This window comes from Corynebacterium sphenisci DSM 44792 (assembly GCF_001941505.1).
In the GTDB taxonomy this organism is placed as follows: Bacteria; Actinomycetota; Actinomycetes; order Mycobacteriales; family Mycobacteriaceae; genus Corynebacterium; species Corynebacterium sphenisci.
Genome location: NZ_CP009248.1, coordinates 2,513,356 through 2,538,325, shown reverse-complemented (window position 1 = coordinate 2,538,325; position 24,970 = coordinate 2,513,356). Strand labels below are relative to the sequence as shown.

The window sequence follows — 24,970 nt, the reverse complement described above, 5'->3', positions numbered from 1 at the left end:
TCCCGGCGCCCGCGCACGGGCGCGGCACCGGTATCCGCCGTCGTGAATGCCATCGTATATGGGATGGTCCGAAAAATCGCGCAGCGACGGGGGAGTTCCCCGAATCATCCCCCGCATGGGTGGAAAGGCGGAATTGATGACGCGGTCGTGGTCGCGTCCGCAATCGGCTAATCGACGGCCATGATGGGCGCGCCGCGGCGGATGCGGAACCGGCGGTGCGTGAACACCCGCGCCGCCGGGTTCGCCTTGTCGTCGACGAAGCGGTATTCGGCGAGGATCGCATCGGGCGCCACGGTGACCCGGGCATAGCCGTGGTGATCGAACTCCAGATAGCGGCAATGCCGGTTCGCGCCGGTCAGCGCGGTCTCCGCGGCGCGGGAAATGGGGTTGCGCTGCGGCAGGCCCACGATGTCGTCGATATTCGGGGAGGACACCGAGGTGCACACGATCTCGGCGGCGACGACCCCGGCGCCGGGGTAGTCCCCGGGTTCGCGGGGCACGTCGCAGGCCCAGGAGGAATGGATGTCCCCGGTGAGGAAAACGACGTTGTCGATGCCCTCCGCATCGAGCAGCCCGATGACCCGGCGGCGCTCCGCGGCATAGCCGTCCCACTGATCCAGGTTGTAGGGCAGGCCCTGCTCGGGCAGGCCGAGCAATTCGGCGACCGCGGCGCCGGCCCGCGGCGGCATGGGCGGAATGAGCACGGGGGTGAACATCACCGAATTGCCGACGAGGTTCCACCGGGCGGTGGAACTGCGCCACCGGTCGGCGAGGAAACGGAACTGGGCGGAGCCCAGCATGGTGCGCCCGGAGTCGTCGATTCCGCCGACCGCGCGGAACTCCAGGGGCCGGTCCCGGTAGCTGCGCAGGTCCAGCATCACCAGCTCGGCGAGATCCCCCCAGGACAGGGTCCGGTAGAGGTGCCCGCCGGCGGCGGGGGCGGTGGCGCGCACCGGCAGCCACTCCAGGTAGGCGCGCATCGCCGCATCCCGGCGGGCGGCCCAGTCGCCCTCGGCGGCGTCATCGTGGTTCTCCGCGCCCCCGGACCAGGAGTCGTTGGCGGTCTCGTGATCGTCCCAGGTGACGATCCAGGGCTTCGCCGCGTGCGCGGCCCGCAGATCCGGGTCGGTGCGGTAGGTGCCGTAGCGCAGCCGGTAGTCGGCGAGGGTGCGGATCTCGTGGGCGGGCCGGTGCTCGCGCAGCGGGCCGAGTTTCCCGGCGTACTCCCCGGCGCCGTATTCGTAGATGTAGTCGCCGACGCACATGATGACGTCGATGTCCTCGTCGGCGGCCATGTCCCGGTAGGCGGCGAAATAGCCCGATTCCCAGTTCGCGCAGGAGGTCAGGCCGATCACCAGCCGGCCCGCGGGCGCCCCGGCGGCCGGGGCGGTGCGGGTGCGGCCGGTGATGGACTGCCCGGCGTGCTCCCCGGCGGCGACGGTGAAGCGGTAGTGCAGGGCGGCGTCGGCGGGCAGCCCGGTGGCGTCGACCTTGACGGTGTTGTCCGCCTCCGGGTCGGAGACCGCCGTCCCGGCGGCGAGCACCCGGGTGAAGGCCGCGTCGGCGGCGACCTCCCAGCGCAGCGGCACCGGGCGACCGGCCCCGGCGCCGGGGACGTCCCCGGGATGCGAGGTCACCCGGGTCCACAGCAGCACCGCATCCGGCAGCGGATCCCCGGAGGCCACCCCGTGGGCGAAGACCCCGGGGGCCCCGGCGGCGGGGTCGGCGGGGGCGGGGGCGGGGCGGGTGGTGAGCAGCCCGCCGATTCCGGCGAGGCCGCCGGCGCGCAGCAGGGTGCGCCGGCTGGGGCGGAGCGGGGCGTTCGGGGTGGTGGTGTTCGGCACGGCACCACCCAAGCGCACCCCGGCACCGGAAATCATCTCGCGGACGAGGAAAACCGCAGGTGGCGCGGGGAATTCCCGGGGAATTCACCGTGGTGTCACCTGCGGTCGGCCGCGCGGTCACCGCGCGGGGGGTGCGGCGGGGGTGGGCCCGCTCAGGCGCGGATGCCGAGCCGGTCCATGATCTCGGAGTCCAGGCCGTCGAGTTCCGCGGCGATGGAGTCGTGGGCGCGGCGACGCTGCCGCGGCGGCAGATGCTCGGCGTTCTTCACCCCGTCGACGAGCACGTCGAGGCGGTCGTCGGCGTCGGAGGCGAAGCCCACCGCCCCGGCCAGGCCGGAGGAGCGCAGCCGGTCCACCGCATCGCGCACCGCGTCGATCCGGGCCAGCAGCGGGGCCCCGTTGCCGGGGTGCCGGGCCACCGCGTCGGCGGTGACCCCGAGCCGGCGGGCCTCGGACTCCTGGCCGCGGTTCTGCAGCCAGGTCACGCCCCGGTAGGCCAGCGGCACCAGCACCGGCAGCAGCAGCCGGCCGCCGCCGATCCAGCTCTTCGCCTTCTCCTTGCCGAACCCGGCCTGGCGCTGCTGCTCGAGGACCTTCTCCGCCAGCTTCGTCTGGTGCCGGCGCTTGGCCTTGGCGGCCTTGGCCTCCTGCTTGGCCTGCTTGGCGTGGATCTTGTCCAGGTGCTTCAGGGCGCTCCGGTCCCGCTTGGCGGCCCGGCGGGCCCCGCGCTCGGTGGCCCGGGTCTCGGCCTTGAGCCGCCGGGCCTCCTCCTTGCGGCCCTGCTTGAGGGCGCGGCGCTTGAGCTTCGCCTCATGCCGGGCGTCCTCCTTCGCCTTCGTGCGGGCCGCCTTCAGCGCCAGCCTGCCCTCGCGTCGCCGATCCCGGATATCGCCCAAGAAGCTCATCATGATCCTGTTCTGCCGTCTGTTCGCGTCGCCCGCGCACAGGCTTCGGCTGCCGCGGTCGCCCACCAGGCTACCGGCCGGGTGGGCCGGGGTTAGGCTGGTGGGCACTGTGATGGACGAGGATACCCGCATCGAGGCGTTCACCGGCCCGGATCTCCTCGGCTGCCGGCACCGGATGGCGCGGATCCTGCGCGGCGATCCCGCCCCGCCGGCGGCCCCGCCGGATCCGGCGCGGCGGCCCCCGGCGCCGCACTGGCCGGCCGGGGCCACCCGGATCGACCCCGGCCCGGACGCGGATCTGGCCACCCTGGAGGCGATCGCCGCCGGCGCCCCGCTCATCCTCGACGCGGTGCTGCCGATGCCCGGCGACGCCGGCGTGCCGGAGCGGGCCCGGGTCGAGGCCCTGGTGCGCTGGGCGGGCCCGCACGGCTATCTGCCGGTGCGGGTCACCGGGCATGCGGTGCTCGCCCCGCGCCGCGGCGGCGGCACCGCCGCCGCCCGGGTGCTGGACCTGGCCGCGCTGGCCGCGCCGGAGCCGGCCCGGCGGGTGGCGGAGCGGCCCGCGCTGCGGGTGCGCGAGCGCCGCGCCGACGCGGTCGCGCTCGGCCAGGCCGCCGCCGCGCTGGACGCCCTCGGCGCCGGCTGCGGGCTGGTCGGGGTGCTCGGCGCGGAGCGGTCGGCGCTGGCGGTGGCCGCCGCGGCACCGCGGATCGGGGCCTACCGGCGGGCCCGGGGCGCCGTCGCCGAGGTCGCCGCCGGCCTCGCCGCGGGCGTGGTGCCGCCGCCGCGGCGGGTGCGCCAGTGCCGGGGCTGCCGCTGGCGGGCGGCCTGCGAGGCGCGGCTGCGCGCCGCCGACGACATTTCCCTGGTGCTGCCCGGGGACCGGGCGGATCGGCTGCGGGCGCGCGGCATCGGCACGGTGCGCGCCCTGGCCGGGGCGGAGGGCGCCGGGGAGGCCGCCTGGCTGGCCCGGGCGGCGGTCGCCGGGATCCCGGCGGTGCGCCGGGTGCCGGTGACCGCGGCGCCCCGGGCGGCGGTGGAGGTCGATGTGGACGTGGAGGCCTACCCGGGGGCGGGGCCCTACCTGTGGGGGGCGTGGACCGCCGGGGGCTACCGGCCCTTCGTCAGCTGGGCCGCCCCCGGGGCGCGCGGCGCGGAGGAGGCCCTCGGCGCCGCCTTCGCCCGGTTCTGGGCCTGGTTGAGCGGGCTGCGCCGGCAGGCGGCGGCGAGCGGGCGCAGCTTCGCCGCCTACTGCTGGGCGGCGGAGGCGGAGAACCGGTGGCTGCGCCAGTCGGCCGCCGCCTTCGGCGGGCGCCGCTTCGACGGCCCCGACGGGCCGGTGACCGCGCCCACCCGCGCGGAGGTGGACGCCCTGCTGGGCTCGGCGCAGTGGGTGGATCTGTTCCGGGTAACCCGGACCCAGCTGCTCGCGCCGGGCGGGCTGGGCCTGAAGCAGGTCGCCCCCTGGGCGGGGTTCCGCTGGCGGGATCCGGAGGCCGGCGGGGAGGGCTCCCTGGCCTTCTACCGGGTGGCCGCGGGGATCGCGCCGGGGGACGCGGCCGCGGCGCGGGCGACGCTGCTGCGCTACAACGCCGACGACTGCCGCTCCATGGCGGTGATCCGGGACTGGCTGGGCGGGGAGGCCAGCCGGGTGCTGCCGCATGGCGCGGATCTGCCGGCCCCGGTCAGCGCCGGCGCCGCAGCGGGGCGCCCCGCCGGGTGAACCGGGGCGCCTCCCCGGCCGCGGCGGCGGTCCGGGCCCGGGCGGTGTTCTCCTTCAGCAGCAGGGACAGCTGGGCCAGCCGCTCCCGGCGGAAGGTGGCCCGCGGGCCCCGGTGCGCCCGGCGCAGCAGGCGCTTGACCGCGGCGAGCTGATCCGGGGAGCGGCCGATGAGCCGGGCGGCGAGCTCCCGGGCCAGCGCCTGGGCGTCGCCGTCGCCGGCCAGATGCGTGGCCAGCCCGATTCGGGCGGCCTCGGCGCCGTCGAGCTCGGCGGCGGACATGGCCAGCCAGGTGGTCCGGCCCGCGCCGACGGCGTCGACGAGCAGCCGCATCCCGGCCATGTCCGGGACCAGCCCCCAGCGGGCCTCCAGCACCGACCAGCGGGCGTCGGGGGCGGTGACCCGCAGATCCGCGCCGAGCGCGATCTGCAGTCCGCCGCCGAGGCAGTGCCCGTCGACCGCGGCGATCACCGGCACCGGCAGCCGCCGCCAGCACCAGGCGGCGCGTTGGAAGAGGTTCGCCCCGTCCGCCCCGGGGAGGAAGCCTGCGGCCACCGCGGCCGGCCGGCGCAGGGTCGCGGCGAAGTCCAGGCCGGCGCTGAAGGAGCCCCCGGCGCCGGTGAGCAGCACCGCGCGCACGGTGCGGTCGCGGCGGATCTCCCGGGCGGCGGCGGGCAGGCCGCGCAGCATGGTCGGGGTGAGCGCGTTGAGCTTGTCCGGCCGGTCCAGGGTGACCACCGCCACCCGAGCGCCGGCGATGGTCTCGTGGTGGACGATGACGGTTCCGGGATCGGCTGCCATGACCGCAGTGTAGTGCGCCCCGCGGGTACGCGAACGGGACCCGCCGCCCGCGGTGGCCGCGGTGCGACGGGTCCCGTCCCCGAAGGGCCGCGCCGGGTGCCGGGGCGCGGCCGGGGGTCCTACTTGCCGGAGGCCTTGGCGAAGCGCTCGGCGACGTCCGCCCAGTTGACCACGTTCCAGAAGGCCTTCACGTAGTCCGCCTTGACGTTCTTGTACTGGAGGTAGAAGGCGTGCTCCCACATGTCCAGCATGAGCAGCGGGGTGAGGTTGATGGAGATGTTGCCCTGCTGGTCGGTGAGCTGCTGGATCACCAGGCGGCCGGCGATGTGGTCGTAGCCGAGCACGGCCCAGCCGGAGCCCTGCAGCCCGGTGGCGGCGGCGGAGAAGTGCGCCACGAACTTGTCGAAGGAGCCGAACTGGTCGTCGATCGCCGCGGCGAGCTCCCCGGTCGGCTTGTCGCCGCCGTTGGGGGAGAGGTTCTTCCAGAAGATGGAGTGGTTGGTGTGCCCGCCGAGGTTGAAGGCCAGATCCTTCGACACGGCGGTGACGATGCCGCCGATGGTGTCGTTGTCGCGGGCCTCGGCCAGCTTCTCCAGCGCGGTGTTCGCGCCGTTGACGTAATTCTGGTGGTGCTTGCTGTGGTGCAGCTCCATGATCTCGCCGGAGATATGGGGCTCCAGGGCCGAGTAGTCGTAGTCGAGCTCGGGGAGTTCGTAGATGGCCATGATGGATCCTCCTGTGATCGTTGGCGATGTGTCACCGATGTTACAGACCCCCGGCATTTACGCAAAGTCTTATGTGCGTAAATTGCGGGACTCCGCAAGGAGCCAGGCCCTTCCCCGCGGCGGGGCGGATCGGCGATGATGGGGCCATGGCGCCCTTCCCCTTCCCCCGCCCCCGGATGGTCGATCCCGCCCGCGCGCTGCGCGGCGGGGAGCATCCGGTGCTGCCCGATCCGCCCCCGCACCGGGTGCTCGGCACCCCCCTGACCGGCCCCTGGCGGGCCGGCCAGGCCGAGATCTTCCTCGGCATGGGCTGCTTCTGGGGCGCGGAGAAGCTCTTCTGGGGCCTCGCGGGGGTGGAGTCCACCGCGGTGGGCTACGCCGGGGGCTACACGGCCAACCCCACCTACCGGGAGGTGTGCACCGGCCGCACCGGGCATGCCGAGGTGGTGCGGGTGGTCTACGACCCGGCCCGGCTGCCGCTGCGCCGGGTGCTGGCCGTCATGCTGGAGAACCACGATCCCACCCAGGGCCACCGGCAGGGCGCCGACGTGGGCACCCAGTACCGGTCCGCGATCTACGCGCATGCGGAGGAGGACCTGGCGCAGGCGCGTGCCATGGTCGGGGACTACGGCGCGCGCCTGCGGGAGCGCGGGTTCGGCGCGCCCACCACGGAGCTGCGCCTGCTCGGGGACACCCCGGCGGGGCGGTTCTTCCTCGCCGAGGAGGCGCACCAGCAGTACCTCGCCGCGAATCCGGGCGGGTACTGCCCGGTGCACGCCACCGGGGTGTCCTGCGGGGACTAGGCGCGCCCCTCGTCCTCCGCGGCCGGGGCCTCGCCGCCGAGCTTGTCGGAGGCCACCTCGGTGGCCTTGTCGATCTTGTCGGCGTACTTGCCGCCGGTGCGCTCGTTGACGGCGTCGGCGGCCTTGTCCAGGCCCTGCTTGACCTTGTCGGGGTTCTCGGACGCGAACTGCTTGGCCTTGTCGAGGAAGCCCATGCGGGTGTCTCCTTCGGGGTAGAGGTCGGATGTGCGCGGCCCAGGGTAGCGCCCGGGGGCGCTCACCCCACCGAGTTGCGCCGGATCCACCGCGCGGCGCGGGCGAAGCGCACCCCCGCCGCCCCGCCCCGGTCGGCGTCGAACTCGGCGCCGAGCACCGCGGCGAAGGCGGGCAGCATCTCCTCCTCGTAGCGGTGCCCGTGCCCGTCGCCGACGGCGACGCTGGTCAGCCCGTCGACGAGCACCTGCCAGAAGGTGACCAGCGGCCACCAGCGCATCGCGGTGATCACGTCCCGGCCGCGGCGCTCGCGCAGCCAGTCCGGCCGCCGCCAGGCCAGCGGGGTCTCGCACCACACGATCGGATCCGAGGCGTGCTGCAGCCAGGCCACCCGGGGCCGGGCCCAGTGCCCCAGCGCCTCACCGTCGATGGACTCCCACAGCTCCTCCGGGCGGGTGGCGAAGCGGTGGTGCGCGCCCCCGTCGACCACCGGGGCGATCTCCGGGGAACCCGGATCCCGGCGCCGGGTGAGCTCCCGGCGGATCGGGGCGTACGGGGGGCTGCCCGACCACACCGCCCCGTCCACCCGGGCCAGCAGATCCGCCGGATCCGCGAAGGCGCCCTGGCCGCCGATCGCGCCCAGGGACTCCCCGGCGGCGATGAGCATCGGCCGGGCGTCGGCGGGCAGCCGGGCCCATTCCTCGCGCACCCGGTCGAACAGGGCCGCCCCGGCGGCCAGGGGGCTCTCCCGGTCGGTGAGCCAGGCCACCGGGGAGGGCAGATCCGAGTACTGCAGGGACACCTGGGCGCAGTCGCCGCGGGTGAGGAACTCCACCGCCGCCGGCGCCCACTCCGGCACCCAGCCGGTGCCGGTGGAGGTGTGCACCACCAGGTGCCCGCGCCGGAAGGCCCCGGTGCGGTGCAGCTCCCGGATGATGAGCTCGGTCTGCGCGGCCAGGGTGCGCCCGGGCACCCGGCCCGCGTAGAGCCGGATCGGCTCCCGGACATCGCGGGGATCGGCGCCGACCACCGCGGCGATGTCCCGGGCCCGGGGCCCGTCGGCGACGAAGGCCCGGCCCTGGGCGCCGAGGGCGTGCCAGGGCTCCAGGGACCAGGGGCTGCCCGAGCGGGAGGGCTCCCAGGGCTGCACCCGGCCGGGCAGCACCCGCATGTTCAGCCGGGCCGCGCGGCGGGACACCCGGCCGATGGCCCGGCGCACCACGAGCAGATCCAGCGGCGGGGCCAGGGCGGCGGCGACCAGGGCGCCGGCGGCGGCCGGGGCCAGGCCCCGGGGCAGCCGGCGGCGCAGCAGCCCGGTGAGCCCGCCGTGCACCCGCTCCACGCCCACCGCCGCGGCCCGGGTGGCCAGGAAGGCGGCGGTGCCGGCGGCGGTGCCGCCGAGCTGCGCCCGGGCCGAGGCGAGCTCGTCGTAGCCGACCAGGGCGGCGATGGTGCGCTGGTGGCCGATGGAGCGCAGCCACACCCCCACCGTCACCGCGCTCATCGCGGCATGCGCGGCCAGCGCCACCGCATCCCGGGTGCGCGGCCGGCGCCGCGCGGCCCGGGTGGCCCGGGGGAACAGCCGCCGGCCCGCGGCGCGGGCGGCGACCCCGGCGGCCACCCCCACGATATGCCCGCTGACCTGGGCGGAGAAGGTGGTCATCGCAGTGGAGGGCCAGGGCCGGGGGATGAGCGAGGGGGTGAACGCGGCCCAGGAGGCGATTTCCGCGCCGAGCAGGCCGGGGGCGGCCAGCGGGCGGCGGGCCAGCGGCCCGGAGGCGCGCAGCGTCCAGCCCGCGGCGGAGGCCGCGGCCCGGCCGGACCGCCGGCTCAGGGAGCCCCAGGATGACATGCCCCAACTATGGCAGAGCCCGCCCCGGGCGGGCCCGGATCCCCCGTGTCCGTTCTCACAGTCCCGGACCTGGCCGACACCGGCCCGACCGGGCAGAATCGGAAGATGAAACCGTATTAACAGGGCATGAACGGGCATGGCCGGGGTGACGGGAACCGGTGCGCCCGCGCCCGGAAGGGAACCCCGTGAAGCTCTCCGTGGGCAACAAGGTCGTCCTGATCGGAGCCGGCGACGTCGGCGTCGCCTACTCCTACGCCCTGGTCAACCAGGGCATCGCCGACCACCTGGCCATCATCGACATCGACGAGCGCAAGACCCTCGGCAATGTCATGGACCTCAACCACGGGGTGGTCTGGGCGCCCTCGCGCACCCGGGTCACCCGCGGCAGCTACGCCGACTGCGCGGACGCCGCCATCGTGTGCATCTGCGCCGGCGCCGCCCAGAAGCCCGGCGAGACCCGCCTGGACCTGGTGGACAAGAACATGCGGATCTTCCGCGGCATCGTCGACGAGGTGATGGCCTCCGGCTTCGACGGCATCCTGCTCGTGGCCACCAACCCGGTGGACATCCTCGCCCACGCCACCTGGCGCTTCTCCGGGCTGCCCGCGCACCGGGTGATCGGCTCCGGCACCGTGCTGGACACCGCCCGGTTCCGCTACATGCTCGGCGAGTACTTCGAGGTCTCCCCGATGAGCGTGCACGCCTACATCATCGGCGAGCACGGCGACTCCGAGCTGCCGGTGCTCTCCGCGGCGAACATCGCCGGGGTGGGCCTGGCCGCCCGGCTGGCGGAGAACCCGGAGCTCCAGGGCGAGCTGGAGGACATCTTCGTGCGCACCCGCGACGCCGCCTACGAGATCATCGACGCCAAGGGCTCCACCTCCTACGGGATCGGCATGGGCCTGGCCCGGATCACCCGCGCCATCCTGCAGAACCAGGACGTCGCGCTGCCGGTGTCGGCGCTGCTGCGCGGCGAATACGGGGAGGAGGGCATCTACATCGGCACCCCCGCGGTGGTGAACCGGCGCGGGGTGCGCCGGGTGGTGGAGCTGGAGCTCGACGAGCACGAGCGCGAGCTCTTCGCCCGCTCCGTGGCCACCCTGCGCGAGGTGCAGGACCCCTTCTGGGAGGGCACCGGATCCGGCGCGGGGGCGTAGCCCGCGCCAACCCCGGGTGAATCCCCGGTGAAAGCCCGGTGCGGGGGCCGCCCCGGGGGTGCCCCCGCCGCCGCCGGCGGGCCACAATCGGCGGTGGGAGCCGCGGCGGACGCCGCGGGGCAAGGAGGCATGCGTGAGCGCACCCGGGGGCATCGCACCCCTCATCGCCGAACTCGACGAGCTGATCGGCCAGCTGGATCGGGTCACCGCCGAGCACGCCGCGGCGCTGGCGGGGGTCACGCCCGCGCACCGCGCGGGCGCGGAGAACCTGCTGCACTACGCGCACCTGCGCGGGGTGGACGTGCGCGGGCTGCAGAACGGGCTGCACGATCTCGGCGCGACCAGCCTGACCACGGTGGAATCGCTCACCGGGGGCCGGCTGCGGCTGGCCAGGGCGGTGCTGCGGGCGCTGGCCGGGCAGGACCCGGACACCGACATCGCCGGGATCATCGCCGCCGACGATGAGGCGGACCGGGTGCTGGAGGCCAATGCGGAGGCGCTGCTCGGCCCCGAGCGGCCCGGGGTGCCCGCCCGGATCATGGTCACCCTGCCCGCGGAGGCCGCGACCGACCCGGGCCTGGTGCGCGGCTTCGCCGAGGCGGGGATGGACCTGGCCCGGATCAACTGCGCCCACGACGGCCCCGCCGCCTGGGCGGCGATGATCGACCACGTGCGCGCCGCCGCGGCCGCGGTGGGCCGGGAGATCCCGGTGAGCATGGACCTCGCCGGGCCGAAGCTGCGCACCGGGCCGATCGCCCCGGGGCCCCGGGTGGGCCGGGCCCGGGTGCTGCGCGACGACTCCGGGAGGGTCATCGCCCCGGCCCGGCTGTGGCTCACCGCCGCCGGCGACCCCGACCCCGCCCCCGCCCCGGAGACCCCCGCCCCGGGCCGGCCCGCGCTGGCGGTGCGGGTGGACCGGGCCTGGCTGGGCCGGTTGCGCCCCGGGTCCGTGATCGGCCTGGTCGACGCCCGGGACCTGCGCCGGGAGTTCACCGTCGTCGCCGCCGGCGCGGCCGGGGTGCTCGCCGAGGGCCGGCGCAACGCCTGGGTGCCGGAGGGCGCCCTGCTGCGCCACGAGCACGAGGCCACCCCCGCCCGCGGGATCCCGGCCACGGTGCGCCGGCTGCGGCTGCACCGCGGCGATCTGCTGCACCTCACCGATGAGCCGATCCTCGCCGAACCGGCCGCCCCCGGGGCCCCGGGTCGGATCTCCTGCACCATCGGCGCCGCGGTGCGCGCGCTGCGCCCCGGGGACGCGGTGCTCTTCGACGACGGCGCCATCGGCGCGGAGGTCGAGCGCCTGGAGCGCACCCCGGGCGGCCATGTCGACGCGGTGTTGCGGGTGACCCGGGCCCGGCCCGGCGGGGCGAACCTCGCCGCCGGCAAGGGCGTGAACCTGCCGGACACCCCGCTGCCGCTGCCCTCGCTGACCCCCGAGGACGCGGAGCACCTGCGTTTCGTCGCGGAGCACGCGGACATCGCCGCGGTGAGCTTCATCCGCACCCCCGGGGACGTGGCGCATGTGCTCGGGGTGCTCGGGGAGCTCGCCGCCGAGCACGACCGCGCCGGGCGCCCGGAGCTGGCCGCCCGCGCCCGGGACCTGGGCCTGATCCTGAAGATCGAGACCATCCCGGGCTTCCGCAACCTGCCCGGGATCATGCTCGCCGCGATGGCCCGCGACGAGGTGGGCGTGATGATCGCCCGCGGGGACCTGGCCGTGGAGCTCGGCTTCGACCGGATGGGGGAGGTGCCCGGGCAGATCCTGGCCCTGGCCCAGGCCGCCCGGATGCCGGTGGTGCTGGGCACCCAGGTGCTGGAGACCCTCGCCAAACGGGGCCTGCCCTCCCGGGCGGAGATCACCGACGCCGCCCATGCGTTGCGCGCCGAATGCGTGATGCTCAACAAGGGCCCCTTCATCGTCGACGCGATCGCCGCCCTCGACGATCTCGCCCGGGCGCTGGGCCGCTCCCGGCGGAAGAACCGGATCCTGCTGCGCCGGATCCGCTCCTGGGACGGGGCCGGGCGATGATCGACGCCGAGCTCCGGACGCATGTCCGGGCGCATGTGGTCGCCCTCATCGGCGGCGCCCTCGCCCTGCTCGCCCCGCTGGCCGCGGCGGCGACCTGGGGGGCGCACCGCGCCCCCGGCGGGGACGTCACCGGCATGGTGCTGCTCACCCCGGTCGCCGGGCTGCTCGACTCCCTCGTCCTCGCGGCCGGGGCGACCCTCGCGGTGGCGGTGCTCTCCCTGCTCGGCGCCCTGCGCACCCGGGCCCTGGCGCACCGGCCGCCGCTGGCCCGCGGCCGCGCCGGGATCACCGCGGCGCATCTGCTGCCCCCGCTCAACCTGATCGGCCCGGTGGCGGTGCTCGCCGAGACCGGGGTGCGCACCCGCCCCGGGGCCTGGGCCTGGTGGGCCGGCTGCCTGCTCGCCCCGGTGGCCGCGGTGGCCCGGCTCACCGCCCTCACCGCCGGGGAGCGGATCCGCGCGGATCTGCTCGTCGGCTGCGCCGCGCTGGCCCTGGCGCTGGCCGGCGCCGCCCTGGAGCGGGCCCTGACCGCCGTCCCGGCGCGCCGGCTGCCCGCCGCGGCGCCGCCGCCGGCGGGTCCGCGGCCCTTCTGGGCCCGCGGCGCGGACCCGGCGGCCCGGCCCCGCGGCCGGGTGGTGCTGGAGCCGCCCCTCGACGACGGCGTCGGGGATCTCATCATCCGCGGCGGGGAGGGCCGGTGATGGAGATCATCGCGCACCGCGGCGCCTCCGGGGAGTTCCCGGAGCACACCCTGCTCGCCTACGCGATGGCCGTGGAGCAGGGCGCCGACGGGGTCGAATGCGATGTCCGGCTCACCGCCGACGGGCACCTGGTGTGCATCCACGACCGCACCGTGGACCGCACCACCGACGGCACCGGGGCGGTGCGCCGGCTCACCCTGGACCGGCTGCGCCGGTTCGACGCGGGCGCCCCCGGCCACCCCCAGCCGGTGCTCGAGTTCGAGGAGCTGCTCGACTTCGCCCTGGACCATCCGCGGCTCGGCCTGTTCGTGGAGACCAAACCCGACCCGGGCCGCGGCACCGCCCTGGAGCGCGCCCTCGCCGACCGGCTCCGGGCCCGCGGCCTGGCCCGGGATCCGCGGCTGCGGCTGATGAGCTTCGCCCCGGCCTCGGTGGCCGCGCTCGGCCGGCTGCTGCCCGGCCTGGACCGGATCCAGCTGGTCGACCGGCCCGCCGGGACCCGATCCGGGCTGCGCCGGGCGCTGGCCCGGCCCACCCACCTGGGCGTGAATCTGCGCGGCGCCCGCCGCGACCCGGTGCGCACCCGGCGGGTGCCGGATCTGCGCTACAGCTGGCTCGCCCGGGGCGACGCGGACGTGGAGTTCGCCGCCGCCGCCGGGGTGCGCTGGCTGGCCACCGACTTCCCGGACCGGGCGCGGGCGGTGCTGCGCCGGGGCGCGCCGGGCACGCGGGGCCGGTCCAGCCGGTAGGTTGTGGGGCCGTGGGAAAGAAATCACGGAAGAACCGAGCACATGACACCCCGCCGGCCGGGATGAGCCGCCGCCAGGCCAAGCTCGCCGCCCGGGCCGCCGAACGCGCCCGGCTCGCCGGCAACCCCCGGCCCTTCGCCGGCGTGCCCGCCGAGGCGGACCTCATCGCGCTGCGCGAATTCGTCTCCTCCGCCACCGCCCCGGTGGAGGTCGCCGGGGCGGAGCGGGGCATCCGGCTGTGCACCGTGCTGCCCGGCGGCGGCGCGGCGGTGACCCGCGCCGCCGAGCACGGCGGCGGCGCCCTGGTGGCGCTGCAGACCCGGGACCGCTCCACCGACGCCGCCGCGGACCTGGCCCGCGCCCTGGACTGGGCGCGCGCCGCCGGCGACGGGGAGGTGCTCGACTCCGCGGTGACCGGGGCCGCCCCCGCCCTGGCGGAGCTGCTCACCGGCGTCGACCCCGCGGCGATCGAGGTGCACGGGGACTTCGCCTGGTGGCTGCCCCCCGGCGCCGACGCCGCCGCTGCGGGCCCGGAGATCCGGGCCGCCGCGGAGGCGATCGTGCCGGCGCACCGGGTCGCTGCCGAGGTCCCCGGCGCGGTGTGGTGGGCCGACCCGGGCGAGCGGGCGCATCTGCGCTGGGTGCGCCCCGAGGACCCGGCGGCGCTGCTCGACGCGCTGGCCCGGGTGCACGCCGCGGACCACCTCAGCCTCGGCGAGGGCACCAAGTTCGCCGGGGTGTTCCGGGTCGCCGGGGTGCTGGTGCCGGTGTGGGACGTCGACCGGGACGCCCCCGCCGACTCCTGGGCGGCGGCCGTCGCCGCCGGCGAGCGGCGGATCGCCGCCGCCCTGGCGGAAACCGGCCCCCTGGACGCGGCGGGCCGGAAATCCCGGGAGACGATCCTCTCCCGGCAGGTGACCCTGACCTAGCGGATCCGGCGGAACAGGTCGGCGGCGGCCTGCTCGTCCCAGAGCAGCACATCGCCGACGTCGACCGTCATCGCCCCGCCGACCGGCACCGTCTCCGAGGCCGAGCCCAGCGCCAGCCGGCCGAGCAGCCAGGCCAGGTGCCAGGAGTGATCCCCGTCGCCGACGGTCACCGCCGTCGTGGCCGCGCCCAGGGTGGGCACCAGGCGCAGCGGGTTGAGCAGCACCCCCGGGGAGCGCAGCCGGGTGGTCAGCGCGGCGAGGAACTCGCGCTGCCGGGCCACCCGGTCCAGGTCCCCGCCCGCGGTGGAGCGGGTGCGCACGTAGCCCAGGGCGGCCGCCCCGTCGTAGTCGCCGCAGCCGGCGGGCACGTCCAGCCCGGCCAGCGGATCGTCGATCGCCTCCTCCGGGCACAGCTCGATCCCGCCGGCGGCGTCGACGACGCGGGCGAAGCCGCCGAAGCCGATCTCCGCGTAGTGGTCGATGCGCACCCCGGTGGCCCGCTCCACGGTCTCCACCAGCAGCGGGGCCCCGCCGTAGGCGAAGGCGGCGTTGATCTTGTCCATCCCGTAGCCGGGCACCTCCACATAGGAGTCCCGGGGGATGGACACCAGGGTGGGTTCCCCGATGAGGGGGATGTGCGCGATCAGGATCGCGTCGGTGCGCTGGCCCTCGATCCCCCCGCCGGCGGCCAGGGCGGCGTTCTCCTCCTCGCTCATCCCGGCCCGGGAATCGGAGCCGACCAGCAGCCAGTTCGACGCGGCGCTGCGGCCCGGCCGATCCGCCAGATCGGCGAAGACCTCGGTGCGCTGCAGGCGCAGCTCCACCACCGCGAAGGCGGCGAGCACCAGCAGCACCAGCAGCAGCGCCAGGGTGCGCACCGGCCGGCGCAGGCAGCCGGGCCGGCGCCGCCGGGGCTTCGGCGCCGGGCCCCGGCCGCGGCGGCCCCGCGGGGGCGGCGGCGGGGCGGGCGGCCGGTAGCCGGGCGGGGGGAAGCGCGGGTCGGCGTGCTGGGCGCGCGCCGCGGGCGCCGGCTGCGCCGGCATCGCCCGGGTCCGCCCGGCCGCGGCCGGCCGGGCCCCGCGCGGCTGCCGGGGCAGCCGGTGCGCCCCCGCGGCGCGGTCCGCGGCGGCGCGCTCGGCGGCGGCGCGGCGCCGGATCCGATCCGGGTCCAGCCGCGGATCCCGCTCCGGGGGATCCGGGCGCTCCGGGCGCCGCCGCGGTTCGGGCGTCCCCGGCCGCTCCCCGCGCAGCGGGCGCTCCCACTGCGGGCCCTGCCCCGCGCCCCCGGCCGGCGGCGCCGGCCGCGCCGGCCTGCGCCGGATCGGCCGGCCGAAGCGGTCCAGGCGGGGGCGGCCCTGCGCATCGAGCACGTAGTCGCCGCCGTCGGCGGGCCGGGGGGTGTCGCTCATGCCTGTAGACAATAGGAGATGGGGCCGCCCCACGGGCCTACGCTGGGGCCATGGCCGAGGAGATCCACCGCAAGACCCGCCCCGGCGCACCGGCCGGGTTCTTCGACTGCGAGGCCGCCGGCCTGCGCTGGCTGGGGCAGGCCAGCGCCACCGGCGGCGCCCGGGTGGCCCGGGTGCTCGGCGTCGGGCCCGAGGAGCTGCTGCTGGAGCGGATCCGCCCCGCCGCCCCGGACCGGGCCGCGGCGGCGGCCTTCGGGGCGGCGCTGGCCGCCACCCACGACGCGGGCGCGCCGGCCTTCGGCGCCCCGCCGCCGGGCTGGTCCGGGCCCGGGTTCTTCGGGCCGCTCGCCGACCCCCGGCCGCTGCCGCTGCACCCCCGGGCCCGCTTCGGGGAGTTCTACGCCGCCGATCGGCTCGCCCCGGCGCTGGCCGCGCTGGACGGGGTCTACGGCCCCGCCGAGCGCGCCGTCTTCGATGCGGTGGCGCGGCGGCTGCTCGCCGGGGACTTCGACGACGACGATCCCCCGGCCCGGGTGCACGGGGACCTGTGGTCCGGCAACCTCATGTGGGATCGCCGCGGCGCGGTGCTCATCGACCCGGCCGCCCACGGCGGGCACCGGGAGTCGGATCTGGCGATGCTGGAGCTCTTCGGCGCCCCGCACCTGGACGCCATCCTCGGCGGCTACCGGGAGGCGCACCCGCTGCCGCCCGGCCGGGAGCGCCGGGTGGGGCTGCACCAGCTGTACCCGGTGCTGATGCACGCGGTGCTCTTCGGCGGGGGCTACGCCGGGCACGCCCTGCGCCTGGCCCGGGCCCTGGTCTGAGCGCCCCGCCTAGGCTGGGGCGCATGCCGGCACCGCAGCGGGAGCTCATCCACCTGATCGCGCCCTCCGGGCACCCCAACTACGGCGATGAGCTCATCGTCTCGGCCTGGCTGCGCTTCCTCGCCCGGCGCCGGCCGCGGGCCCGGGTGGTGCTGGACTGCCACACCCCCGGGGTGGCCGCCGCGCTGCACCGCGGGGAGCACCCCGGGCTGCTCGCGGTGGACACCACCTTCCGGGTGGGGGTGCGCGCCGCCGCGGACGCCGGCGGCGACCCGGCCGCCGCGGTGGCCCGGGCCCGGGCGATCCTCGCCGACCCGTCGATCTTCGCCCAGGTGGCGGTGAACCTGGACTGGGCGCGCCGGGCGGAGGTGGTGCACGTCCTCGGCGGGGGGTGGATCAACGATCTCTGGCCCGCCCACGCCGCGGTGCTCGCCACCGCCGGGGAGCTCGGCCGCACCCGGGTGGCCACCGGGCAGGGGCTCGTCCCCGGGGAGTCCCTCGCCGCCGCGCTGGCCGGGGTGTGGCCGCGGTTCGACCTGGTGGACGTGCGCGACGGGCCCTCCCGGGCGCTGGTCCCGGCGGGTGCCTCGGCGACCGGCGACGACGCCTGGCTGGGGCTGGCCGCCGGCCCGGCCGGGCTGGGCGCGTCCCGGGCCCGGCCGGTGGTGCTCGCCGCGCAGGCGGATCTGCTCGCCGAGGGCGATCCGGCGGCGCTGGCGGGGCGGATCCTGGCCATCCTGCGGGACTGGGGGGTCTCCGGGGAGGACCTGGCGGTGCTGGAGTGCATCCCGGACGTGGACCTGGTGGTGTGGCGGGAGATCGCCGCCGCCGCCCCGGATCTCGCCGCCGGGGCCCGGATCGTCGGCTTCCCGGAGCTGCTCGCGCACGGGCTGCCGGCCCGCCCCGGGCAGCGCTGGCTGAGCACCCGCTACCACCCGCATCTGGTGGCCGCCGCCCGCGGCGCGGCCGGGGTGGCCCTGGACGTGCACGCCGGGGGCTACTACGCGGTGAAGCATGGCGCGGTGGCCGCCGCCGGCTCCGGCTGGCCGGTGGTCGACGGCCGGGCGCCGGCGCGGCCCGGGCCCGGGTTCGACCCCGCGGCGGCGCGGGCCGCGGAGGCGGCGAAAACCGCCCTGGCGGAGCGGATCTACCCGCGCCGGGGGCCGCTCAGCCGAGCAGCCCGGCGCCGAGGAAGGCCACCGCGTCGATGAGGAAATGCGCCCCCACCAGGGGCCACAGCCGGCGGGTGCGCAGGAACCAGGCGGCGAAGACCGCCCCCATGACGAGGTTGCCGACCCCGGCGGTGGGTCCCTGGTAGAGGTGGTAGGCCCCGCGCAGCGCCGCCGAGGCCGCCAGCGCCGCCGCCGGGGAGCGGCCCAGCTGGCCCAGCCGGGTGATCAGCCAGCCCACCACCACCAGCTCCTCGGCCACGGCGTTGGCGGCGGCCAGGGCCAGCAGCGGCGCCACCGTCGCCGCGCCCACCCCCATCGCCGCCGGATCCACCGGCCGGCCCAGGCCCAGGGCCAGCCCCGCCAGGTACAGGCCCAGCCCCGGGATCCCGATCAGCGCGGCCAGGCCCGCCGCGGCCGCGGCGTCGCCGCGCCGGGGCCGGCCGGGCACGCCCCGGACACCGTCCCGGGCCAGCAGCAGCCAGGCCAGCCCGCCCCAGGCGGCCAGGGCGGCCGCCCGGGTGAGCTGCAGGCCCAGGTTCAGCCAGGGCCCCTCGGCCAGGGCCTCGTTGAGCGCCACCGGCTGCGCGCCGAGGGCCCCGCCGGCGAGCACCCCGGCCAGCTGCAGCACCGCGCGCACCGCCGCGGCCCCGAAGGTCGCCGCCAGCAGCAGGGCCAGCTCCGCGCGCAGCAGCCGCCGGCTCATCGCCGCTCCAGCACGGCGCCGAGATCGAGCAGTTCGGCGGCGCCCGCGCGCACCGCGCCGAGATGCACCGAGGCCCCGCCGAAGGGCAGCGACAGCGCCGCCCAGCCGGTGAGGTTCCACAGGGAGCAGAAGGGGGTCCACCGGGTCTGCGCCGCGAAATCCGCCGCGTGGCCCAGCCCCGCGAAGTAGCCGATCGGCGGCGGATCGTGGGCCAGGGTGGGGGTGAGCGCGACATCCACCGGCCACCGCCGGCGCACCGCCTCCGGCAGCCCCGCCCGGTCGGCCAGGCACCGCGCCCGCCGCGCCGGGCCCACCGCGGCGCCGCGTTCGCGCAACCAGCGGGTCATCGGCGCGTAGTCGCGCTCCGGCAGCCCGGCCAGGGCGGCGGTGATGGTGTCCGCGAAGAGCCCGGCGGCCCAGTCCGCCGGATAGGGCGCGGGCAGCTCCACCACCTCGTGGCCGGCGTCGGCGAGGGCGTCCGCCGCCGCCCGGGCGGCGGCCGCCCAGCGACCCCCGGCGCGCACCGGATCCTGCAGCCCGGTCAGCCGCAGCCCCACCCGCAGCCGGCGCCGCCCCGGGCGGGGGGCGGGCAGCCGGTGCAGCACCGCGAGATCCGCGAGATCCCGGGCGAGGAAGCCGGTGGCGGCCAGCGCCCCGCCGGCGGTGTCGTGGGCGGGTTTCAGCCCGGCCACCCCGCAGGCGGCGGCCGGCACCCGGATGGAGCCGCCGCCGTCGGTGCCCAGCGCCGCGGGCACCACCCCGGCGGCCACCGCCACCGCCGAGCCCCCGGAGGACCCGCCCGGGGTGCGCCCGGGCGCGATCGGGTTGTCCGGGGCCGCCAGGCCGGTGGGCTCGGTGTAGGCGGTGGCGCCGACCTCGGCGGTGGCGGTGGTGGCCACCGGCACCGCGCCCCGGGCGAGCAGCGCGGCGACCTCCGGATGGTGCGCGGCCGGGCGGTGGGTGAGCCGCGCCGAGCCGAGGGTGCAGGCCACCCCGGCGATCGGCAGCAGATCCTTCACCGCCACCGGCAGCCCCGCCAGATCCCCGCCGCCGCCGCGGGCGTCGAGGGCGCGGGCCCGGTCCAGGGCGCGCTCGCCCAGGCAGGTGGCGACCCCGGTGGCGCGGGGGTCGCCGTCGGCGGCGGCCAGCGCCGCGGCGGCCGCCGCGGCGGCGGGGAGCTCCCCGGCGGCGATCCGGCGGAGCAGGGTGCGGGCCCGGGTCATGCACGGATGGTATCCGGCCCTTAGGCTGGGGGCCATGACCACCGTGACCTTCCTCGGCCCGGCCGGCACCTTCACCGAGGCGGCCCTGCTGGACATGGCCGGCCTGGCCCCGCTGGCCGGGGCGGGGCTCGACCCGGTGCCCGTGGACTCCCCGGCGGCGGCGCTGGGCGCGGTGCGCCGCGGGGCGGCGGACTACGCCTGCGTGGCCATCGAATCCAGCGTGGACGGCCCGGTGACCTCCACCTTCGATGCGCTCACCGCCGGCCCGGAGCTGCAGATCTACCGGGAGACGGAGATCGACGTGGCCTTCTCCATCCTGGTCCGGCCGGGCGCCGATAGCGCGGCGGTGCGCAGCTTCGCGGCGCACCCGGTGGCGCTGCCGCAGGTGCGGCAGTGGCTGGACGCGCATCTGCCGGGGGTGGAGCTGCACCACGCCAGCTCCAACGCCGCCGCCGCGCACCGGGTCGCCGAGGGGGCCATCGACGCCTGCGCCGCCCCGGCCCGCGCCGGGGAGCTGCTCGGCCTGGCCGAGCTGGCCGCCGACGTCGCCGACGTGCGCGGCGCGCGCACCCGCTTCGTGCTGGTCGGCCGGCCCGGGCCGGTGCCGGCGCGCACCGGGCGGGACCGCACCGGGGTGAGCTTCACCCTGCCGAACCGGCCGGGCACCCTGCTCGACGCGCTCACCGAATTCGCGGTGCGCGAGGTGAACCTGTCCCGGATCGAGTCCCGGCCCACCCGGGAGGCGATGGGCGCCTACCGCTTCCACGTGGACATCATCGGCCATCTCGCCGACGCCCCGGTGCGCGGGGCGCTGGCCGCGCTGCACCGCCGGGCCGAGGATCTGCGCTTCCTCGGCTCCTGGCCGGCGCACGCCCCCGGCCCCGCCGACGCCCCGCCCCCGGACGTCACCGAATCCCTGGCCTGGGTGGACGCCCTGGCCGACGGGGGGCGGCGATGAGCGCCGGCCGGCTGATCCTGATCCGGCACGGGCAGACCACCGCCAACGTGGCCCGGGCCCTGGACACCGCGCTGCCCGGGGCGCCGCTGACCGACCTGGGGGTCATCCAGGCCCGCCGCCTGGGCCGGGTGCTCGCCCCGGCGGCCGGGGGGCTGGCGGAGGTGGTCACCTCCCATGCGCTGCGCGCCCGGCAGACCGGGGCGGGCGCGGTCGGCGGCCTGCACCGCATCGCCGGGCCGGGGGTGCGGCTGCGGCACGCCGCCGGGCTGCAGGAGGTCGCCGCCGGGGAGCTGGAGGGCCGCGCGGACCGGGAGGCGCACCGGATCTTCCTGGAGATCTTCCACGCCTGGACCCACGGGGAGCCGGAGGCCCGGGTGCCCGGCGGGGAAACCGCCGCAGAGGTGCTCGCCCGGTGGCGGGCCGCGGTGGCCGCGGCGGTGGCCGCCGCCCCGGCCGGCGGGATCGCCGCGGTGGTGGGCCATGGCGCGGCGATGCGGCTGGCCGCCCAGGATCTCGCCGGGGTGGACGGCGATTTCGTGTTCACCCACCCGGTGCCGAACACCGGCCGGATCGAGCTGGTCCGCGACGGCGCGGGCTGGCGGGCGGCGGACTGGGCGGGGGCTCAGCCGTAGCCGAGGCGGTGCAGGTCCTCCTCGTCGAGGCCGAAGAAGTGGCCCACCTCATGCAGAAGGGTCACCCGGGTCTGCTCCACCAGCTCCGCCTCGGAGGCGCAGATCTCGGCCAGCGCCTCCCGGTAGATGTGGATCACGTCCGGCGGGGTGGGGAAGTCGACGACCCGCTCCGGCAGCGGCACCCCCTCGTAGAGCCCGAGCAGGGTGGGCGTGTCCGGGTTGCGGTCGGCCACCAGGATCGCGACATTGCCCAGCCGGCGCAGGAACTCGTCCGGGATGAGGTCGATCGCCTCGTCGACGAGCTCCTCGAACCGGGCCGGGGTCACCTCGATCACCGCGGCGCCTCCCCCCGGCGGGGGTTGCGCGGCGGCGGCGGGGTCGGCGGGGCCCCGTCGATGGTGAACTCCCCGAGCACCGGGCCCTGCAGGGTGGCGAAGCCCTCGCCCCCGGAGTCCTTCGCCAGCCAGCAGTTCGTCGAATGGGAGCCCCGGGACCAGGACTCCTCGCCGACGGGCAGCCAGAAGGGCAGCAGGGTGGAGGCGTAGAGGGCGTCATCGCCGGCCTCGCCGCCGCCGAAGTAGTCCACCGCGGCGGTGGTGCACACATCGGAGAGGTAGTCGTTCTGGGCCTGCTCGGCGGGGAAGGCCTCGCCGAACTCGGCGCGCAGGTCCACCACCGCCACCGACTCGAAGATGTGCGGGTCGGCGCAGTCGGCGGGCACCAGGCTGCCGCGCTCGTCGACGGCCACGCAGGCCCCGGGCGGGTACGTGGCGGCCTGGTCGGCCCGCCGCGCCGGGCCCTCGTTGACCTCCGGGGAGCCGTCCGGGCCGGGCCGCTGGATACCGCAGAGCATGGTCCGGTCGCCCTCCGCCCAGGCCTCCGCCGGGGGCAGCATGGGGGCGATGGTGAACGCCCCGGCCGGGTCGAAGCGGCCGTCCAGGTAGTCGATGGTGGCCTCCCGGCACACCCGGTCGCGCAGGTCCACCAGCTGCCGGGCGGTGGGCTGGCCCACCCCCGGCGGGTACTCCCCGGCGACCTCCGGCAGCTCGGCGAGATCCACCCGGCGGGACACCTCGTAGCGGTGCGGTTCGGCGCAGTCCACCACCGCGAAGGCGGTCACCCCGCCGGCGGGGTCGGTGCGCCAGCTGATGCACTGGCCGGGCCGCGCCCCGGTGAACGGATCCGCCGCCGCGGCGCTGGTGGCGGTCGAGCCGCGCGGATCGGCGGCGCCGGGTGCGCCGCCGGGCGCCCCGGCCCCGTCGACCGCGGCGCCCACCGCGGCGGCGGCGATGCCGCCGGCGAGCATCGCGGCGGCCACGGCGCGGCCGCCCCAGCCGCCGCGCAGCCGGTTCGAGGGTCTCCGGGAGGTGCTCATCGTGGGCCCCATTGTGCCCCATGGGCCCGGGTCCGCCGCGCCGCCCCGGCGGGGTTAGGCTTCCAGCCATGCCGCACTCCCTCCACGACCCCCGCGGGGGCACCCGGTGAACTGGGCGGCGCTGGCCGCCATGCTCGGCGTGCACGTCATCGGCATGGCCTCCCCCGGCCCGGACATCGTGCTGATCCTGCGCCTGGCCACCCGCTCGCGCCGGCAGGCGCTGGCCGCGGTCGCCGGGATCGTCACCGGCGCCAGCGTCTGGGTGAGCCTCACCGTCGCCGGGATGGCCGCGGTGCTCTCCGCGCACCCGGGGCTGATGGCGGTGATCCAGGTCCTCGGCGGGGCCTGGCTGGCCTGGTCCGGCTGGGGGATGCTCGCCGCGGGCCTGGCCGCCCGGGGCGCCACGGTGCCCCGGATGGCCCCGGCCGATGACGCCGCCCCCGCGGCCCGCTACCGGCAGGGGCTGCTCACCAACCTGTCCAACCCGAAGATCGTGCTGTTCATGGCGGCGGTGCTCAGCCAGTTCATGCCGGTCGGCGCCCCCGCCTGGGTGCAGCTATTCTACCTGGCCTCCCTCATCGCCTCCGCGGTGCTGTGGTTCTCCCTGGTGGCGGTGGTGTTCTCCACCCCGGCGATGACCCGCCGGCTGCTCGGCGCGGGCCCGCTCATCGACATGGTGGCCGGGGCGATCTTCCTGGTGCTGGCGGCGGTGCTGCTCACCGGCGGCGGGGGCACGCTGTTCGCCGCAGTCGTGGGATACTCGGGTTCATGACGCATCAGACCGGAATCACCGCACTCGGCGTGTCCGATCACGCCTACCTGGAACTCGATCTGGTCGACGGCGCCGACCCGGCCGAGGCCGTCGGCCGCCTGGCCGCCGCCGTGAACCAGCCCACCACCATCGCCGCGAACATCGTCGTCGGGGTGCGCCCCGAGCTGTGGGCCAGGGTGGCCCCGGCCGGCGCCGCCCCGGAGGGGGTGCACGGCTTCAACGAGCCGATCCGCGGCCCCGGCGGCTACGCCATGCCCGCCACCCAGCACGACGCCTGGATCTGGGTCTCCGCCTCCGCGCGCTCGCGCTGCTTCGACGTGGCCAAGCTCATCCTCGGCGAACTCGACGGGGTGCTGCGCGTCGCCGACGAGATCGTCGGCTGGGTCTACGAGACCAACCGGGACCTCACCGGCTTCGAGGACGGCACCGAGAACCCCGGCGCCCTGGAGGCGCCCGGGGTGGTGGCGGTGCCCGCCGGCCGGCCCGGCGCCGGCTCCTCGGTGCTGCTCTTCCAGAAGTGGGAGCACCGCAGCCGCGACTGGGAGGGCCTCGGCGAGGATCGCCAGGAGGAGATCATCGGCCGCACCAAGGCCGACAGCGTCGAATTCGACGACGAGGTCAAGCCGGAGGACTCCCACGTCGCCCGCTCCGTGGTGGAGGTCGACGGGGAGGAGCTCGACGTCTACCGGCGCAACGTCGCCTACGGCGATTTCGGGGAGCACGGCACCGTCTTCGTCGGCTTCAGCCACGACCAGTGGCGCCTGGAGCAGATGCTGGTGCGCATGGCCGGCGCCGACGGCGGGCCCCGGGACACCCTCACCCGCTTCACCGACGCGCTCACCGGATCCTGGTACGTCTGCCCCGCGGTGGAGGCGCTGGCCGAGGTCGCCGAACCCTACCTGCCGGAGGAAGAGGACTAGGCCGCCGCGGGACCGGGGATCCCCCGGCCCGGTCAGCCCCGCAGCACCCGGGTGCCGGCGGCCCGGTCGTGGAACACCGGCTCGGCGCGGCGGGCGCGGATCGCGATGATGATGCCGATCAGGGTCACCAGCGGCCCGCCGAGGCCCGGGATGAGCCCCAGCAGGAGCCAGCGGTTGCGCCGGGCGGCGACCCGGAGGTCCATCGCGGCGCCGCCGGCGCGCACCACCCGGGTGCCCAGCACGGTTTTGCCGAGGGTGCGCCCGGTGGCCGCCTCGGCGAGCGTCTTGTACAGGTAGAACAGGGCCACGCCGATCAGGGCGGCGACCGGCAGGGTCTGCATGCCGAGCACCAGCTCCCCCTCGGCGGTGAAGACCGCATCCCGCCCGGTGGCGTCCAGCGCGGCATCGACCCGGTGCAGTAGCGCGCCGGTGACCCAGCCGATGGGGATGCTCAGCAGGCACCAGTCGATCAGGTAGGCGAGCACCCTGCGGGTGCCGGAGGCCGGTCGGGGGGCGTCGTGCGGGGCGCTCATCGGAGGCTCCTCTGCTCGGGGACGCGGACCCGGCGAGTATC

25 protein-coding genes are annotated in these 24,970 nt (G+C 77.2%); 13 read left to right on the top strand and 12 right to left on the bottom strand.

Translation table 11 applies throughout. From position 1 onward, the window contains the following. Positions 1-167: 167 nt before the first annotated feature. The gene (locus CSPHI_RS11535) at positions 168-1,844 is read right to left on the bottom strand and encodes an alkaline phosphatase D family protein (RefSeq protein WP_075693455.1); all 1,677 of its coding nucleotides are present in this window, start codon (positions 1,842-1,844) and stop codon (positions 168-170) included. A gap of 152 nt (positions 1,845-1,996) precedes the next feature. Beyond that, the gene (locus CSPHI_RS11530) at positions 1,997-2,752 is read right to left on the bottom strand and encodes a DUF6474 family protein (RefSeq protein ID WP_245803316.1); all 756 of its coding nucleotides are present in this window, start codon (positions 2,750-2,752) and stop codon (positions 1,997-1,999) included. A gap of 109 nt (positions 2,753-2,861) precedes the next feature. On the opposite strand from CSPHI_RS11530, the gene CSPHI_RS11525 reads away from it, so the two are divergent. Next, complete coding sequence (locus CSPHI_RS11525) at positions 2,862-4,472, top strand: TM0106 family RecB-like putative nuclease (protein WP_075693451.1); 1,611 nt, start codon at positions 2,862-2,864, stop codon at positions 4,470-4,472. Here CSPHI_RS11525 and CSPHI_RS11520 read toward each other — a convergent pair. Next, positions 4,435-5,271: a crotonase/enoyl-CoA hydratase family protein gene (locus CSPHI_RS11520; protein WP_075693449.1), complete on the bottom strand. Its 837-nt coding sequence runs from the start codon at positions 5,269-5,271 to the stop codon at positions 4,435-4,437. The genes CSPHI_RS11525 and CSPHI_RS11520 overlap by 38 nt on opposite strands. A gap of 119 nt (positions 5,272-5,390) precedes the next feature. Further along, entirely contained in the window at positions 5,391-5,996 is a 606-nt protein-coding gene (locus CSPHI_RS11515; protein ID WP_075693447.1) for a superoxide dismutase, read from the bottom strand. Positions 5,997-6,142: 146 nt separating this feature from the next. Between CSPHI_RS11515 and msrA the strand changes: the two genes are divergently transcribed. After that, on the top strand, positions 6,143-6,799 hold the full coding sequence (gene msrA / locus CSPHI_RS11510; RefSeq protein ID WP_075693445.1) for a peptide-methionine (S)-S-oxide reductase MsrA: 657 nt from the start codon (positions 6,143-6,145) through the stop codon (positions 6,797-6,799). Here msrA and CSPHI_RS11505 read toward each other — a convergent pair. Together CSPHI_RS11505 and CSPHI_RS11500 are read right to left on the bottom strand one after the other, a co-directional pair. After that, the gene (locus CSPHI_RS11505) at positions 6,796-6,993 is read right to left on the bottom strand and encodes an antitoxin (RefSeq protein ID WP_075693443.1); all 198 of its coding nucleotides are present in this window, start codon (positions 6,991-6,993) and stop codon (positions 6,796-6,798) included. The genes msrA and CSPHI_RS11505 overlap by 4 nt on opposite strands. A gap of 62 nt (positions 6,994-7,055) precedes the next feature. Continuing rightward, positions 7,056-8,843, bottom strand: a complete 1,788-nt coding sequence (locus CSPHI_RS11500; protein WP_084210407.1) for an alpha/beta-hydrolase family protein — start codon at positions 8,841-8,843, stop codon at positions 7,056-7,058. Positions 8,844-9,028: 185 nt separating this feature from the next. Here CSPHI_RS11500 and CSPHI_RS11495 point away from each other — a divergent pair, with 185 nt between their 5' ends. The 5 genes from CSPHI_RS11495 (at position 9,029) to CSPHI_RS11475 (ending at position 14,408) form a co-directional block, all read left to right on the top strand. Next, positions 9,029-10,000, top strand: a complete 972-nt coding sequence (locus CSPHI_RS11495) for an L-lactate dehydrogenase (protein WP_075693441.1) — start codon at positions 9,029-9,031, stop codon at positions 9,998-10,000. 133 nt (positions 10,001-10,133) lie between these two features. Next, positions 10,134-12,029 (top strand): pyruvate kinase, encoded by a 1,896-nt coding sequence (locus tag CSPHI_RS11490; protein ID WP_075693439.1) that lies wholly within the window; start codon positions 10,134-10,136, stop codon positions 12,027-12,029. Continuing rightward, on the top strand, positions 12,026-12,730 hold the full coding sequence (locus tag CSPHI_RS11485; protein ID WP_075693437.1) for a hypothetical protein: 705 nt from the start codon (positions 12,026-12,028) through the stop codon (positions 12,728-12,730). The genes CSPHI_RS11490 and CSPHI_RS11485 overlap by 4 nt, the downstream gene beginning before the upstream one ends. After that, positions 12,730-13,479, top strand: a complete 750-nt coding sequence (locus CSPHI_RS11480) for a glycerophosphodiester phosphodiesterase (protein WP_075693435.1) — start codon at positions 12,730-12,732, stop codon at positions 13,477-13,479. The genes CSPHI_RS11485 and CSPHI_RS11480 overlap by 1 nt, the downstream gene beginning before the upstream one ends. Before the next feature lie 11 nt (positions 13,480-13,490). Continuing rightward, positions 13,491-14,408, top strand: a complete 918-nt coding sequence (locus CSPHI_RS11475; protein WP_084210406.1) for a DUF5926 family protein — start codon at positions 13,491-13,493, stop codon at positions 14,406-14,408. On the opposite strand, the gene CSPHI_RS11470 is transcribed toward CSPHI_RS11475, so the two are convergent. Further along, positions 14,405-15,817, bottom strand: a complete 1,413-nt coding sequence (locus CSPHI_RS11470; RefSeq protein WP_075693431.1) for an LCP family protein — start codon at positions 15,815-15,817, stop codon at positions 14,405-14,407. The genes CSPHI_RS11475 and CSPHI_RS11470 overlap by 4 nt on opposite strands. Before the next feature lie 50 nt (positions 15,818-15,867). On the opposite strand from CSPHI_RS11470, the gene CSPHI_RS11465 reads away from it, so the two are divergent. Next, positions 15,868-16,641, top strand: a complete 774-nt coding sequence (locus tag CSPHI_RS11465; protein WP_075693429.1) for a fructosamine kinase family protein — start codon at positions 15,868-15,870, stop codon at positions 16,639-16,641. A gap of 23 nt (positions 16,642-16,664) precedes the next feature. Beyond that, positions 16,665-17,852: a polysaccharide pyruvyl transferase family protein gene (locus CSPHI_RS11460; RefSeq protein ID WP_084210405.1), complete on the top strand. Its 1,188-nt coding sequence runs from the start codon at positions 16,665-16,667 to the stop codon at positions 17,850-17,852. Here the strand turns inward: CSPHI_RS11460 and CSPHI_RS11455 are convergent. Both CSPHI_RS11455 and CSPHI_RS11450 read right to left on the bottom strand, forming a co-directional pair. Continuing rightward, positions 17,809-18,516 (bottom strand): CPBP family intramembrane glutamic endopeptidase, encoded by a 708-nt coding sequence (locus CSPHI_RS11455; protein WP_075693428.1) that lies wholly within the window; start codon positions 18,514-18,516, stop codon positions 17,809-17,811. The genes CSPHI_RS11460 and CSPHI_RS11455 overlap by 44 nt on opposite strands. Beyond that, on the bottom strand, positions 18,513-19,739 hold the full coding sequence (locus CSPHI_RS11450) for an amidase family protein (RefSeq protein WP_075693426.1): 1,227 nt from the start codon (positions 19,737-19,739) through the stop codon (positions 18,513-18,515). Before CSPHI_RS11450 ends, CSPHI_RS11455 begins: the two co-directional genes overlap by 4 nt. Positions 19,740-19,773: 34 nt before the next feature. On the opposite strand from CSPHI_RS11450, the gene pheA reads away from it, so the two are divergent. Both pheA and CSPHI_RS11440 read left to right on the top strand, forming a co-directional pair. Further along, on the top strand, positions 19,774-20,697 hold the full coding sequence (gene pheA / locus CSPHI_RS11445) for a prephenate dehydratase (protein WP_075693424.1): 924 nt from the start codon (positions 19,774-19,776) through the stop codon (positions 20,695-20,697). Further along, complete coding sequence (locus tag CSPHI_RS11440; RefSeq protein ID WP_075693422.1) at positions 20,694-21,329, top strand: histidine phosphatase family protein; 636 nt, start codon at positions 20,694-20,696, stop codon at positions 21,327-21,329. The genes pheA and CSPHI_RS11440 overlap by 4 nt, the downstream gene beginning before the upstream one ends. Here CSPHI_RS11440 and CSPHI_RS11435 read toward each other — a convergent pair. Together CSPHI_RS11435 and CSPHI_RS11430 are read right to left on the bottom strand one after the other, a co-directional pair. Beyond that, positions 21,320-21,664: a metallopeptidase family protein gene (locus CSPHI_RS11435; protein WP_075693420.1), complete on the bottom strand. Its 345-nt coding sequence runs from the start codon at positions 21,662-21,664 to the stop codon at positions 21,320-21,322. The genes CSPHI_RS11440 and CSPHI_RS11435 overlap by 10 nt on opposite strands. Then, positions 21,661-22,704, bottom strand: coding sequence for a septum formation family protein (locus CSPHI_RS11430; protein WP_157118550.1), 1,044 nt, complete (start codon positions 22,702-22,704; stop codon positions 21,661-21,663). The genes CSPHI_RS11435 and CSPHI_RS11430 overlap by 4 nt, the downstream gene beginning before the upstream one ends. 106 nt (positions 22,705-22,810) lie before the next feature. Here CSPHI_RS11430 and CSPHI_RS11425 point away from each other — a divergent pair, with 106 nt between their 5' ends. Both CSPHI_RS11425 and CSPHI_RS11420 read left to right on the top strand, forming a co-directional pair. After that, positions 22,811-23,476, top strand: a complete 666-nt coding sequence (locus tag CSPHI_RS11425; RefSeq protein ID WP_075693417.1) for a LysE family transporter — start codon at positions 22,811-22,813, stop codon at positions 23,474-23,476. Then, entirely contained in the window at positions 23,473-24,396 is a 924-nt protein-coding gene (locus CSPHI_RS11420) for a Dyp-type peroxidase (RefSeq protein ID WP_075693415.1), read from the top strand. Before CSPHI_RS11425 ends, CSPHI_RS11420 begins: the two co-directional genes overlap by 4 nt. Positions 24,397-24,428: 32 nt before the next feature. Here CSPHI_RS11420 and CSPHI_RS11415 read toward each other — a convergent pair whose 3' ends face one another. Continuing rightward, on the bottom strand, positions 24,429-24,929 hold the full coding sequence (locus CSPHI_RS11415) for an RDD family protein (protein WP_075693413.1): 501 nt from the start codon (positions 24,927-24,929) through the stop codon (positions 24,429-24,431). Positions 24,930-24,970 lie beyond the last annotated feature (41 nt).

Excerpts from the sequence above, each read along its gene's own strand:
- CSPHI_RS11525 (WP_075693451.1), top strand. The coding sequence starts at position 2,862 with ATGGACGAGGATACCCGCATCGAGGCGTTCACCGGCCCGGATCTCCTC.
- CSPHI_RS11430 (WP_157118550.1), bottom strand. The coding sequence starts at position 22,704 with ATGAGCACCTCCCGGAGACCCTCGAACCGGCTGCGCGGCGGCTGGGGC.
- CSPHI_RS11530 (WP_245803316.1), bottom strand. The coding sequence starts at position 2,752 with ATGATGAGCTTCTTGGGCGATATCCGGGATCGGCGACGCGAGGGCAGG.
- CSPHI_RS11505 (WP_075693443.1), bottom strand. The coding sequence starts at position 6,993 with ATGGGCTTCCTCGACAAGGCCAAGCAGTTCGCGTCCGAGAACCCCGAC.
- CSPHI_RS11515 (WP_075693447.1), bottom strand. The coding sequence starts at position 5,996 with ATGGCCATCTACGAACTCCCCGAGCTCGACTACGACTACTCGGCCCTG.
- CSPHI_RS11480 (WP_075693435.1), top strand. The coding sequence starts at position 12,730 with ATGGAGATCATCGCGCACCGCGGCGCCTCCGGGGAGTTCCCGGAGCAC.
- CSPHI_RS11465 (WP_075693429.1), top strand. The coding sequence starts at position 15,868 with ATGGCCGAGGAGATCCACCGCAAGACCCGCCCCGGCGCACCGGCCGGG.
- CSPHI_RS11485 (WP_075693437.1), top strand. The coding sequence starts at position 12,026 with ATGATCGACGCCGAGCTCCGGACGCATGTCCGGGCGCATGTGGTCGCC.
- CSPHI_RS11420 (WP_075693415.1), top strand. The coding sequence starts at position 23,473 with ATGACGCATCAGACCGGAATCACCGCACTCGGCGTGTCCGATCACGCC.
- CSPHI_RS11470 (WP_075693431.1), bottom strand. The coding sequence starts at position 15,817 with ATGAGCGACACCCCCCGGCCCGCCGACGGCGGCGACTACGTGCTCGAT.
- CSPHI_RS11500 (WP_084210407.1), bottom strand. The coding sequence starts at position 8,843 with ATGTCATCCTGGGGCTCCCTGAGCCGGCGGTCCGGCCGGGCCGCGGCC.
- CSPHI_RS11455 (WP_075693428.1), bottom strand. The coding sequence starts at position 18,516 with ATGAGCCGGCGGCTGCTGCGCGCGGAGCTGGCCCTGCTGCTGGCGGCG.
- CSPHI_RS11450 (WP_075693426.1), bottom strand. The coding sequence starts at position 19,739 with ATGACCCGGGCCCGCACCCTGCTCCGCCGGATCGCCGCCGGGGAGCTC.
- pheA (WP_075693424.1), top strand. The coding sequence starts at position 19,774 with ATGACCACCGTGACCTTCCTCGGCCCGGCCGGCACCTTCACCGAGGCG.
- CSPHI_RS11460 (WP_084210405.1), top strand. The coding sequence starts at position 16,665 with ATGCCGGCACCGCAGCGGGAGCTCATCCACCTGATCGCGCCCTCCGGG.
- msrA (WP_075693445.1), top strand. The coding sequence starts at position 6,143 with ATGGCGCCCTTCCCCTTCCCCCGCCCCCGGATGGTCGATCCCGCCCGC.
- CSPHI_RS11520 (WP_075693449.1), bottom strand. The coding sequence starts at position 5,271 with ATGGCAGCCGATCCCGGAACCGTCATCGTCCACCACGAGACCATCGCC.
- CSPHI_RS11440 (WP_075693422.1), top strand. The coding sequence starts at position 20,694 with ATGAGCGCCGGCCGGCTGATCCTGATCCGGCACGGGCAGACCACCGCC.
- CSPHI_RS11415 (WP_075693413.1), bottom strand. The coding sequence starts at position 24,929 with ATGAGCGCCCCGCACGACGCCCCCCGACCGGCCTCCGGCACCCGCAGG.